Source organism: Rhodococcus sp. K11/5 (genome assembly GCF_055193735.1).
The window spans coordinates 2316196-2329026 of record NZ_CM143721.1 but is presented as its reverse complement, the minus strand read 5'-3'; the positions used below and the strand labels follow the sequence as shown (position 1 = coordinate 2329026).

The 12831-nt window shown below is 68.5% G+C and carries 8 protein-coding genes and 1 pseudogene; 2 read left to right on the top strand and 7 right to left on the bottom strand.

Translation table 11 applies throughout. The features are described from left to right. Positions 1–3 precede the first annotated feature (3 nt). The 7 genes and pseudogenes from ACY466_RS11005 to ACY466_RS10975 form a co-directional block, all read right to left on the bottom strand. Positions 4–1353: a TIGR02678 family protein gene (locus ACY466_RS11005; protein WP_463245443.1), complete on the bottom strand. Its 1350-nt coding sequence runs from the start codon at positions 1351–1353 to the stop codon at positions 4–6. Beyond that, the gene (locus tag ACY466_RS11000) at positions 1350–2867 is read right to left on the bottom strand and encodes a TIGR02677 family protein (RefSeq protein ID WP_463245442.1); all 1518 of its coding nucleotides are present in this window, start codon (positions 2865–2867) and stop codon (positions 1350–1352) included. Before ACY466_RS11000 ends, ACY466_RS11005 begins: the two co-directional genes overlap by 4 nt. A gap of 80 nt (positions 2868–2947) precedes the next feature. Continuing rightward, positions 2948–3265: a Rieske (2Fe-2S) protein gene (locus ACY466_RS10995; protein WP_463245441.1), complete on the bottom strand. Its 318-nt coding sequence runs from the start codon at positions 3263–3265 to the stop codon at positions 2948–2950. A 107-nt stretch (positions 3266–3372) separates the two neighbouring features. Next, positions 3373–5853: pseudogene (nirB, locus tag ACY466_RS10990) on the bottom strand (nitrite reductase large subunit NirB); the annotation flags it as partial. After that, entirely contained in the window at positions 5853–6200 is a 348-nt protein-coding gene (locus tag ACY466_RS10985; protein WP_463245440.1) for a molybdopterin oxidoreductase, read from the bottom strand. The pseudogene nirB and the gene ACY466_RS10985, both read right to left, overlap by 1 nt. Before the next feature lie 108 nt (positions 6201–6308). Then, positions 6309–7454: an MFS transporter gene (locus ACY466_RS10980; protein ID WP_463245439.1), complete on the bottom strand. Its 1146-nt coding sequence runs from the start codon at positions 7452–7454 to the stop codon at positions 6309–6311. A gap of 25 nt (positions 7455–7479) precedes the next feature. Then, positions 7480–8337, bottom strand: coding sequence for a PAC2 family protein (locus ACY466_RS10975; protein ID WP_463252228.1), 858 nt, complete (start codon positions 8335–8337; stop codon positions 7480–7482). Positions 8338–8532: 195 nt separating this feature from the next. Between ACY466_RS10975 and metH the strand changes: the two genes are divergently transcribed. Next, a complete protein-coding gene (gene metH / locus ACY466_RS10970) occupies positions 8533–12102 on the top strand; it encodes a methionine synthase (RefSeq protein WP_463245438.1) in 3570 nt (1189 codons plus the stop codon). Then, positions 12095–12796, top strand: a complete 702-nt coding sequence (locus ACY466_RS10965) for an HAD family hydrolase (protein WP_463245437.1) — start codon at positions 12095–12097, stop codon at positions 12794–12796. Before metH ends, ACY466_RS10965 begins: the two co-directional genes overlap by 8 nt. The last annotated feature ends 35 nt before the right edge of the window (positions 12797–12831 follow it).

Genomic DNA, 12831 nt, shown 5'->3' with positions numbered 1-12831 from the left:
TCCTCACTCCTCGAACAGGTCCGGAACAGCGGCGCGCTCTCGCACCGTGACGACGACGCCTCGGTACCGCGCCAGCGCGGGTAGCGCAGCGACACCGCCGGCGACGGGCGCGACCAGGGAGAGTCGGGCGAGCAGATCGACCGCGGCATCACGTATCCCCACGCGGTCGGACTGCCACTGGGCTGCGAACGTCCGCCCGTAGGTGTCCACGAGAGAGTCGACGGTGGTGGCGATCCACGAGTCCGGAATCAGGCGGTGGCGGACCGGCTCGCCTCGCGAAGCCGTGCCGTCCACGCCGACCCCGGAGGCGTCGTCGAGCTCGGAATCTTCGGCGACAACGCTGTCGTCCAACAGGTTTCGGAATACCCCGCCCTCTGGTATCGCACCGTCCAGCGCCGCCACGAGGGAGGGCGTGGGGTCGGTGTCGACGGTGCAGTCCACCGCGTCGATCGCATCGGGGTCGAGAACACGGTCGGCGATCTCACCGGCCAGCAGCAGTGCCACCTGGGCCACCGTGCCGGTGGACGGAAAGCGCGTGTCGGACAGTCGACCCGAGGTGTCGATCAGAGCCACACCCTCCGCGCGACGCTCCACCGCCAGGCCCGTCACGAGACACACGTCGTCGATCGCACGGTCGGTGAGCGTCGACAGCAGACCCGAATCGGTGTACACCACAGGCTGTTCCACCAACGCTCGCCGAGCCCGACGCGCCGCGTCCACCCCGTCGTCGGACGGGGGCGTCAACAGACCGGCCGCGGTGGAGAGGTGCTGGAGAGCCCGCGGTGGGCGGAACAACGCCGTCACCACGGACCGGTCGATGTCGTAGAGCGCCTCGCCCGCATCGGGATTGGTCGCCCAGCCACCCGCGTCCCCGTCCGCCAGGGTGATCGCTCCACGAACGGACAGCCATCCGACGGCGTCGACGAAGGCGTCGCGATCCGAGGAGCGCTCGGGGTCGAAGTCGATCCCCACCACCTGAGATGCCTCGGCAGCAGCGTGATCCGCCAGTTCCGACAGCGTGATCTGGTCACCGGCACGGCCCAGCGCGGCGAGCACCAGCGCGAGCAGAGCGTACCGGCGACGGTCGAACACGCGGTCCGTTCCGGTACGTGCCGGTTGCGTGGGATCGAGCCGGTCGAGAACCGGGTACAGGCGAGCCGTGGTCTCGGTGACCTCGAGCCGGTAGCCGAACAGTTCGAGCATGTCTTCGCGCAATTCTGTGGCCCAACGCCGGATCAAGGGCAGCGCAACGCGATCCGGATACGTCCGGGTCACCAGGTGATTCGACAGCACCACTCGCGCGGCGCGCTGATAGGAGTCGATGGCCAGCCCCGGGACGGACCGCGCCCTCATCGTCGATCACCCGTTCTCGCGGGCGACTCGACCCGCAACCGTTGATCGCCGAGGTGGAGCACCCCACGACTGGTGCGCACGGCCGAATATCCGGCACCGTCCGAGACGACGAGTGTGACGCCGGAATCGGTGGCGGACGAATCGGTCACGCGGCCCACCGTCGGGACGCGCGCGGAGAGCGCTGTCGTCAGCAGCCGCAGCAACACCTCGGTCTCCTCGTCGGTGAGCACGCGTTCGTACACGTCGCCGTCCGCCAACGATGCCGCCGCCGCGGCCCGTCGCCGTTGTTCGTCGAGTTGTCGTTCGCGGAGTCGGCGCACGCTCGCGTCGTTCCGCTGCACTCGCGCGGGCGCCCCGGCGGCCGGCGGACGACCCGTCTCGGCGAGGGTCCGCGAAATCTCGATGGGGGGTGCCTCCCACCAGGATCGATGCGTCGGGACGATCTCCGCGTCGGGGTGCGCCATGGACAGATGTCGCGGTCGACCGAGTCCGAAGGTGGCACCGAACAGCGCGTGGGCGGCGTCCTCGGACGGCGCGGCCGCGAACCAGCCCGCGAGGTGCCGCAGCTGCGATTCCCGGCTCACCCCGCCCCGACGGGTCTCCGTCACGCGGCGTAGCAACGACAGGACGGCGGCGATCGCGCTCATGGTGCCCTCACGAAGTCGATCGGCCTCCGTCTCTCCGGCGGTCTCCGTCTCGGCCACCCGGAACCATTTCGCGAGTCCGTCCCAGCGCGTCCGCCAGTCTTCGCGACGTTCGTGCAGCGCCATGAACACTCGTTCGTCGTGCAGCGCGGCCTTGTCCAGCAACGCGTCCAGTCCGGTCGCCTCGACCGCCGTGATGGCGTCGGCGAGCTTGGGCGCGAAACGCGCGAGGTCGACGCTGAACTCGCGCATGTGGGCGAGAAGAGCGTCCTTGTGGGCGAGGAACGCCTCGGGGGTGACCTCGGTGGTGCGGACGAGATCGCCGAGCGAAAGGTAGAAATGTGCGGCCCGAGTGGCCATCTCGGACAACGTCGTGTCGAGTCGACTCAGTTTGCGGAACACCAGTTCGCCGTCGCCGGCCGTGTGAGCCGCCGCGAGGTCGTTCAGGTCGGCGAGCAGCTCGGGCAGCACCAGTCGCGAGAGAGCCGAGTCCTCCGGCCTGGCGGCCAGCACGTCCTCCACCGCTCGGTACGCCTGGTACCCGATCTGCGCGAACTGGTAGACGTAGTGCCGGTTGCGGTACTCGGCCAGGGTCGCCGCCCGCGTGCCGTCGTAACTGCGCTCGAGCACCCCCCACAGGTGGAGCTGCTCGAGCAGGGGCGCGATCTCGTGACGCGTGAGATCCGCGTCGTCGTCCATTCGGGAGACGAGCTCGGCGACCTCCCCGGCGTGCAGCAGGACGACGTAGCCGGTTCGTGCCTGCTCGAAGGCCCGCAGAACACGCAGGTAGTCCGACCGCTTCTCGGCGGTGGCGAACGAGAACAGCCTCAGCCGATCGTCGGCGACGAACTGCTCGGCGGAGGAAGACACTGGGACAGGGTAGGCGGTGCGAACCCCGGGCCCCGAATCTCAGGGCCCGATACCCCGCCGGCCGAGAGCCGTCGAGGCCGTCAGCCGACGTCGAGAACGAGGCTCCCGTCGACGATGTCCGCCGGGTAGGTTCGCACGCTTCCGATGCCCTCGGTGGTGCAGGCGCCCGTCGCGAGCGAGAAGGCGTACTGGTGCAGAGGGCACACCACCACGCGTCGGTCGACCTGCCCGTCCGCGAGTGGTCCGCCGCGGTGCGGGCACTGGGCGTCGAGAGCGCGGACCGACCCGTCGGTGAGCAGGAACACCGCGATCTGTCGGTCGCCGACCACGTAGGTGCGCCCCTCGCCCGGGGTGAGGTCGGTGACGGGCCCGACGGTCACGGCGGTCGCGGCCGTCATGAGGCGGGAAGGCCGGAGGCCGGTCGGGTGGGGGCGGGGAGGCCGGAGGCCGGTCGGGTGGGGGCGGGGAGGCCGGAGGCCGGTCGGGTGGGGGCGGGGAGGCCGGGACGTACGGGCACGATCGGGAGGGGCAGTAGCGGCAGCGATGGTTGGAACTGCGCGGGTGACTTCGGTGCGGCTCGTTCCTTCCACGGATCGACGTATCCGTCCACGGCGGTCTGCAGTCGCTCGTCGAGGCCGGCGACGACGCCGTCCCGATCGTCGATCAGGATCGCGATCAGCTCGTCGAGACCCAGCCGGGGCACGAACGCGTAGGTCCGCTCGAGCCACTTCGCCTCCTCGCGGTAGAACTGGATGAATCGGCCGGCCACGGTGATCACCTCCTCAGGGGAGCCGACCGTCGCCAAGACGTCCCCCTTGCGGATGTGGGCTCCGGCCGCGCCGCCGACGTAGATCTCCCACCTGCCGTCTCCGACGGCGACGACACCGAAGTCCTTGCACAGCGCCTCGGAGCAGTTCCGGGGGCATCCGGCCACGGCGAGCTTGAGTTTCGCCGGGGTCTCCAGTCCCTGGAAGCGCTCTTCCAGCGCGATACCGAGGGCGGTCGAGTCACCCAGTCCGAAGCGGCAGAAGTCCGATCCGACACAGGTCTTGACGGTGCGCATGGACTTTCCGTAGGCGAATCCGGAGGGCATGTCGAGGTCTCCCCACACCTCGGGCAGGTCCTCCTTCTTGATGCCGAGCAGGTCGATGCGCTGACCGCCGGTGACCTTGACCAGGGGGACGGAGTACTTGTCGGCGACGTCCGCGATGCGTCGCAGCTGATCGGGGGTGGTGACGCCTCCCTTCATCTGCGGGACCACCGAGAAGGTGCCGTCGCGCTGGATGTTCGCGTGCACGCGATCGTTGATGAACAGCGCACCGCGCTCGTCCACCCAGTCCGGACCCCACACGACGCGCAACAGCGACGCGAGCGGCATCTTCGACGCCGCGTCCTCGACACCGTCCGTGGCGAGTTCGGCGATGACGTGGGACACCGACCGCAGATCCTTCTCCCTGATCGCGGCGATGAGTTCGGGCTTGGTCAGGGGAATGCTCGGGACGTACCAGTCGGCCGCGGGATCGGCCTGCAACGCACCCCCCGCGGCGCACGCCACGACGTCCGCGACGAGACCCTTGCACGAGCCGCACCCCTTGCCGGCTCGGGTTTTCGCCACGACGTCGGAGAGGGTGGTGGCGCCACCGTGCACGCACGCCACGATGTCGCCCTTGGTGACGCCGTTGCAGTTGCACACCTGCGCCTCGTCGGCCAGTTCTGCGGCTCCCGTTGCGGCCGTCGGGGTTCCGAGATCGAAGAGCATGCCGATGCGCTCGTCCGGGAGGGGGACCTTCTCGTCGAAGGCCTGCGTGAGAAAGGCCACCTTGCTGATGTCGCCGAGCAGCATGGCCCCGATGAGCTTGTTGTCGCGCACCACGACCGACTTGTACGTTCCGCTCCGGGGTTCGTAGAACTGGACGAACTCGTCGGTCTCGCGCTCGGGTCCTTTGACACCCATCGCCGCGACGTCGACGCCGGCGACCTTGAGCTTGGTGGTCGACCGCGAACCGTGGTACGCCGCAGCCGGATTCGCGCCGGTCAGCACGTCCGCCAGCACGCCGGCCTGCTCCCACAGCGGAGCCACGAGCCCGTAGACCTCTCCGCGGTGCTGGCAGCACTCACCGACCGCGAACACCGAACCCTCGTCCTCGCAGCGCATCTGATCGTCCACGACGATGCCGCGTTCGACCACCAGTCCACCTCGTCGCGCCAGGTCGACGTTCGGCCGGATACCGGCGGTCACGACAATCATGTCGGCCGCCAGGGTGGTTCCGTCGGCGAATCCGACGCCGGTCACCACACCGGCATCGTCTCGCTCCACCGTCGTCGTGCGCTTCGACGTGTGCACGCCGACCCCGAGTTCCTCGATCTTGTTCCGCAACAACCGGCCCCCGCGCTCGTCGAGTTGTTGGTTCATCAGGTGGCCGGGGGAGTGCACCACGTCGACGTCGATTCCTCGGGTGCGCAGACCGTAGGCCGCTTCGAGACCGAGCAGGCCTCCGCCGATGACGACGGCTCGTACCCCGTCCCTGGACGCCGCCATCTGCAGCATCCCGTTGGTGTCCTCGATGGTGCGGAATCCGAAGACTCCGCGGGCGAGTCGCCCGTCCGGCTCGCGAAGACCGTCCATGTTCGGAAAGAACGTGGTGCTGCCCGTCGCCACGATCACCGTGTCGAACTCCACGACGCGGCCGCTCTCGCAGGTGACCGTCTTCGCGAACCGATCGAGCGCCACCGCTCGGTCGCCGACATGCAACGTCACGCCGTTGTCCCGGTACCAGGCCATCGGGTTCAGCATGAGGTCGTCGTCGTCGACGGAGCTCTCGCCGGACAGCACGTGGGAGAGCATGATGCGGTTGTAGTTGCCGTAGGGTTCGTCGCCGATCATGGTCACGTCGAACAGGTCCGCGCCGCCGCGCTGAAATATCTCCTCGACCGTGCGCGCCCCCGCCATGCCGTTGCCGATCACCAGCAATCGCTGCCGGGGCATCAGAAGATCATCATCCCGAAGTCGACGACGATCTCGCCGCTGCAGCCGTCCGGAGCGGCGACGGTCAGCTGCAACACCGAATCCGACTCGACGTCCTCGACCACCCGCAGGGGGACGTTGACGCTCGATCTGGCACCCATCGGAAACACGCGCATCGATTCGCCGTCTCGGGTGAGGGTGACCACCACCAGTTCGGCGGACGAATTGCCACCACGGAAGTACAGCGGTTGCGCGGTCAGTCCGGAGGGGACGACGTAGGACGCGCTCGGGTCCACCGACTCCGGCTTGCTCAGACCGCTGCCGGTGAAGGGGAAGACGCCCTGGATGAACTTCGGAGTACTGGCCATGGAAGACGACTGTGCGGGTCGGGAGTTGCCGGGCGACTGCGCCGACGTTACGGCGAGGTCAGGAATACCTCTCGAGCCGGCGTGCTCCGATGTCAGCTGCCCCGCGCGTCACTTCCGTCGTCCGGGCATGGCCAGCGGAGCGAGGATTCCGAGCAGGATCGCCGGGATAAGGAACGCGACGTGGGGATGCAGCGCGTACAGCGGAGTCAACGCCAAGGGCGCCAGGGCGGCCCCACCGAACCGGAAGGATTGCACCACCGACACCGCGCCGCCGCGATTCGCACCGCCGGAACCCAGAATGGCGGCGTTGACGCCGACGAGGACGAATTGCGACGCGACCCCGGCCATGGCCCACACGACGGCCACCACCAGGAGCACGTCGACCGTCCCGGCGAGCGCCACCAGCACCGCACCCGCCGGGGCGCCGATGAGTACCGAGCGACGCGCGCCCAGGCGGTCGATGAGTGTGCCCACCGGACGAGCGGCGAAGATTCCGGCGATGCCGAACACGGTGAGCAGCAACCCGCGCTGACCGGCGGTGAGTCCGAAGGTGTCCTCGGCGCGGAAGGCGACCAGGAAGTTCAACCCACCGAGTGCGCCCCACCCCAGCAGCGCGACGACGGCGACCCGAAGGACGGGCACGCTCAGCGCATCACGCAGCCGCTCCCGGGGGGCGTGTGCGTCGACCGTGTCGTCCGCCGCGGGAAGGCCGACGGCCAGAAGAACGAGCGACACCCCGGTCAGCACGAGGAAGGCGTAACGCCAATCGAATTCGGCCGCGAGGCCACCCACCAGCGGTGCGCTCGTCTGTCCTGCGGCCTGGAGCGCTCCGAACGTGCCCAGGGCCCGGCCGAGACGTGCGCGAGGGGTCACCGCTGCCAACGCGGCGAGCAGCAGGGGAGTGGTGAAGGCGTTGGCGACACCCTGCAGAGCCCGCGCCCCGAGCAACAGTTCCAGGGTGGGCGCGGCGAAGCAGGCCAGCGAGGCGACGGCGTACAGCACGTACGCCCAGGCCACCGTCCGCTCGCGTCCCCATCGAGCACCGAGCGTTCCCGACGCCAGCATCGCGGCCGCGAACGGGAGCAGGTACGCCGTCAGCGAAGTCGCGGCCGATCCGGTGGTCACGGACAGATCGGCGCCCATCTCGGGCAGCATCGACGCGACGACGCCGCCACCGAAGGGACCCAGGAATCCGCCCGCGTAGAGCGCGCCGACCCTGAGCCTCGCCAGACGCCCGGGGACGTCCGCGCTCACGATCGAGCGGGGGATCGAGAACCGCTCACAGCCCGAAGTTTCCCGGTCCCCGCCGCCGAAGGTAACGCTCGAACTCCGCCGCGAGTGCGTCTCCGTCGACCTTCGAGACCGCCTCGGTCATGTCGACCTCGGCGTCGCCCCGCTCTTCGAGAGAGCGGACGTACTCCGCGATTTCCTCGTCGTCCGCGGTCATCTCGGTGACCGATTCCTCCCAGTCCTCGGCCTGGCCGGGGAGCTCGCCCAGCGGAACCTCGATGTCGAGGATGTCCTCGACGCGCTGGAGGAGAGCGACCGTCGCCTTGGGGTTCGGCGGCTGTGACACGTAGTGCGGGACGGCGGCCCAGAGGGAGACCGCCGGAATGCCCGCTTTCACACACTCGTCCTGCAGCACGCCGGTGATTCCCGTCGGGCCCTCGTACCGGGTCTGCTCGAGATTGAACTGCTCGGCCGACTCCATGCTGTACGCCGTGCCGGTGACGGGAACCGGACGGGTGTGCGGGGTGTCCGCGAGCAGCGCGCCGAGAATGACCACCGTGTCCACGCCGAGTTGGTCGACGAATTCGAGCAGGTCGTCGCAGAAACTGCGCCACCGCATGTTGGGCTCGATGCCCCGCAGCAGAACCACGTCGCGCTCGCTGCCGGGAGGGGAGCACACGGACAGTCGGGTGGACGGCCACTCGATCTCTCGGGTCACCCCGTCCACCTGCCGGACGGTGGGTCGATTGACCTGGTAGTCGTAGTAGTCCTCGGAATCGAGTTCGGCCAGCGGGGTGGCGTCCCAGATGAGTTCGAGATGCTCGACGGCACCGCTGGCGGCATCGCCCGCGTCGTTCCAACCCTCGAAGGCCGCGACGAGTACGGGGCTGCGCAGCGTCGGCAGCAGTGCGTCGTCGGACTCCCCAACCTCGACGTCGTCGGACTGCGCCGCCTCGACCTCGCCGGACTCCCGGACCTCGACCTCGCCGGTCGGCTGGTTCGTGTCCCGGGTCACACCTGATTCGCCTCGGGGCGTTTGCGACTCACTCACCCACCCAGCCTACGACCAGAGTCGCGAACCCCGACCACTACGCTGGTGGCCATGCCTGCCGAATTCCGTTCCCGCCTCCTCGATGCGCTCTCTCAGCGCGTTGTCATCGGCGACGGCGCCATGGGGACGATGTTGCAGGCCGCCGATCTGACCCTGGACGATTTCCTGGGCCTCGAGGGCTGCAACGAGATCCTGAACGACACCCGTCCCGATGTCCTGAAGGACATTCACCGGGCGTACTTCGAATCCGGCGCCGACGCGGTCGAGACCAACACGTTCGGCTGCAACCTGCCCAACCTCGCCGACTACGACATCCAGGACCGCATCCGCGAACTGTCCTACAAGGGCACCAAGCTCGCCCGCGACGTGGCCGACGAGATGGGCACCGGCCGCGACGGCATGGGTCGCTTCGTCCTCGGATCCATGGGACCCGGCACCAAGCTGCCCACCCTGGGGCACGCACCGTTCCGGGCTCTCCGCGACGCGTACCAGGAAGCCGCCCTGGGCATGATCGACGGCGGTGCCGACGCGGTCCTCGTGGAGACCTGCCAGGACCTGCTCCAGGTGAAGGCGGCGATCCTGGGTAGCCAGGCCGCGATGGAACAACTCGGCATTCGCATCCCGATAATCACGCACGTCACCGTCGAGACCACCGGCACGATGCTGCTCGGTAGCGAGATCGGCGCGGCGCTCACCGCGATCGAGCCGCTGGGAATCGATCTCATCGGCCTCAACTGCGCCACGGGTCCCGCCGAGATGAGCGAGCACCTTCGCCACCTCAGCAAGCACTCCAACCTGCCCATCTCGGTGATGCCGAACGCCGGCCTTCCTCAGCTCGGCCCCACCGGTGCCGAGTACCCCCTCACACCCGAGGAGTTGGCCGAGGCGCTCAGCGGCTTCGTGTCCGAGTTCGGGCTCGGCCTCGTCGGCGGGTGCTGCGGAACGACGCCGGAGCACATCAGGCAGGTGGCCGACGCCGTCCACGGCGCGACGCGCAAGCAGCGGAACCCGGCGCCCGAGAACGGCGTGTCCTCGCTGTACGCGGCGGTCCCGTTCGATCAGGACAACAGCATCCTCATGATCGGCGAGCGCACCAACTCCAACGGCTCCAAGGCATTCCGCGACGCGATGCTGGCCGAGGACTACCAGAAGTGCCTCGACATCGCGAAGGATCAGACTCGCGACGGCGCGCACATGCTCGACCTCAACGTCGATTACGTCGGCCGTGACGGCGCCGCGGACATGTCCGCGCTCGCCTCCCGACTCGCGACGTCGTCGACGCTGCCGATCATGCTCGACTCCACCGAGCCCGACGTCCTGGAAGCGGGCCTCGAACATCTCGGTGGCCGCAGTGCGGTCAACTCGGTCAACTACGAGGACGGCGACGGACCCGATTCGCGGTTCCAACGCATCATGCGGCTGGTGAAGAAGCACGGTGCCGCCGTGGTGGCGCTGACCATCGACGAGGAGGGGCAGGCCCGTACCGCCGACTGGAAGGTGCGGATCGCCGAGCGACTGATCACCGACATCACCGAGAACTGGGGGGTGGCGGAGTCCGACATCATTCTCGACACCCTGACGTTCCCCATCTCCACCGGTCAGGAGGAAGTGCGGCGGGACGGCATCGAGACCATCGAGGCGATCCGGCGGATCCACGAGTCCCACCCCGACGTGCACTTCACTCTCGGTATCTCGAACATCTCGTTCGGACTGAACCCCGCTGCGCGGCAGGTGCTGAACTCGGTGTTCCTGCACGAATGCACCGAGGCGGGTCTGGACACGGCCATCGTGCACGCGTCGAAGATTCTGCCGATGAACAAGATTCCGGACGAGCAGCGCGAGACCGCACTCGATCTGGTCTACGACCGACGCGCCGAGGGGTACGACCCCCTGCAGAAACTGATGGCGTTGTTCGAGGGCGTCTCCGCCGCGTCCGCGCGCGAGTCGCGAGCGCAGGAGCTCGCCGGACTGCCGCTGTTCGATCGGCTCGAACGCCGCATCGTCGACGGTGAACGCGAAGGGCTCGGCGACGATCTCGAGGAAGCGATGGAGGTCAAGCCGCCGCTCGAGATCATCAACGAGACGCTGCTGTCGGGGATGAAGACGGTGGGCGAACTGTTCGGCTCCGGTCAGATGCAGTTGCCGTTCGTGCTGCAGTCCGCCGAGGTCATGAAGGCCGCGGTGGCCCTGCTCGAGCCGCACATGGAGGCGTCGGACGAGGACGGCAAGGGCCGCATCGTGCTCGCGACCGTCAAGGGCGACGTCCACGACATCGGTAAGAACCTCGTCGACATCATTCTCAGCAACAACGGCTACGAGGTCGTCAATCTCGGTATCAAGCAGCCCATCTCGGCAATTCTCGATGCCGCGGTGGACAAGCGGGCCGACGTGATCGGCATGTCCGGGCTGCTCGTGAAGTCGACCGTCGTGATGAAGGAGAACCTGCTCGAGCTCAACGCCAAGGGCGTGGCCGAGAAGTTCCCGGTCATGCTCGGCGGTGCCGCGCTCACCCGGTCGTACGTCGAGAACGATCTGCAGGACGTCTACGACGGCCAGGTGTCCTACGCACGGGACGCGTTCGAGGGCCTGTCGCTGATGGACACCATCATGAACACCAAGCGCGGCGTCGCGCCCGCCGCGGACAGCCCGGAGGCGCTCGCGGCGGCGAAGAAGACGGCCGAACGCAAGGAGCGGCACGAGCGGTCACGCCGAATCGCGGCGAAGCGCAAGGCCGAGGAAACTCCGGTCGAGATCCCCGAGCGTTCGGACGTCGCCGTGGAGAAGGACCTTCCGGCGCCACCGTTCTGGGGTACGCGCATCGTCAAGGGCGTCTCGTTGGCCGAGTACTCGGGCCTTCTCGACGAGCGCGCTCTGTTCCTCGGTCAGTGGGGTCTGCGTGGTGCCCGGGCCGGTGAGGGGCCGTCGTACGAGGATCTCGTGGACACCGAGGGTCGCCCGCGCCTGCGGTACTGGCTGGACCGACTCAGCACCGACGGCATCCTCGCCCACGCGGCGCTGGTGTACGGCTACTTCCCCGCCGTGTCCGAGGGCGACGACGTCGTCGTCCTCGAGAGTCCGGAACCCGACGCGGCAGAACGATTCCGCTTCACGTTCCCCCGCCAGGACCGTGGCCGGTTCCTGTGCATCGCGGACTTCGTGCGGTCGAGGAAACTCGCCCACGAGACCGGGCAGGTCGACGTACTCCCGATGAATCTGGTGACGATGGGGCAGCCGATCGCGGACTTCGCCAACACGTTGTTCGCCGCCGACGCATACCGGGACTATCTGGAGGTGCACGGTATCGGCGTCCAGCTCACCGAGGCGCTCGCCGAGTACTGGCACCGCCGGGTGCGTGAGGAACTGATCCTGTCCGGTGGCCGCTCGTTGGCCGCGCAGGACCCGACCGACGCCGAGGGCTTCTTCAAGCTCGAGTATCGCGGGGCCCGCTACTCGTTCGGATACGGCGCGTGCCCCAACCTCGAGGACCGCATCAAACTGGTGAAGTTGCTCGAACCACAGCGCATCGGGGTCGACCTGTCCGACGAGTTGCAGCTGCATCCCGAACAGTCCACGGATGCGTTCGTCCTCCACCACCCCGAGGCCAAGTACTTCAATGTCTGATTCCCCCACGACGGGCACCACCGCGGTCGCGCTTCGGGCCGTGCTGTTCGACATGGACGGCACCCTGTTGGACTCCGAACGACTGTGGGACGTCGCGGTGTACGAGCTGTCGGCGTCGATGGGTCGCGAGCTCACGGCCGAGGTACGCGAGAGCACCCTGGGTAATTCGATGCGCGGTTCGCTGCGCAAGATCTTCGCGCACGTCGGCCGCGAGGCCACTCCGGACGCGATGGACGAGGCCGCACGGTGGCTCAACAGCCGCGTCACCGAGCTGTTCTCCGCGGGGCTGCCGTGGCGTCCGGGTGCACAGGACGCGCTCGACACCGCGCGCGCCGCGGGCGCCCGGTGTGCACTGGTCACGAACACCGAGCGAGTCCTGACCGAACTGGCGTTGGACACCCTCGGACGTGATCGCTTCGACGCGACCGTGTGCGGCGACGAGGTGGCCGACGCCAAGCCGGCACCCGATCCGTACCTGCGCGCCGCAGAACTGCTCGGCGTCGATCCCGGACACTGTGTGGCCGTCGAGGATTCGCCCACCGGAACCATGGCTGCGGTGGCCGCCGGGTGCGGCGTGATCGTGGTGCCGTCGGAGACCGCGGTCCCGTCCGGCCCCGGTCGTACCCTGCGGGAGTCCCTGGTCGGCCTCACCGTCGACGATCTACGCGGCGCGGTGCGGCGACCGTCCGACTGAGCGGCACCGCCCCACCGGCCCTGCGGCCTGATGGG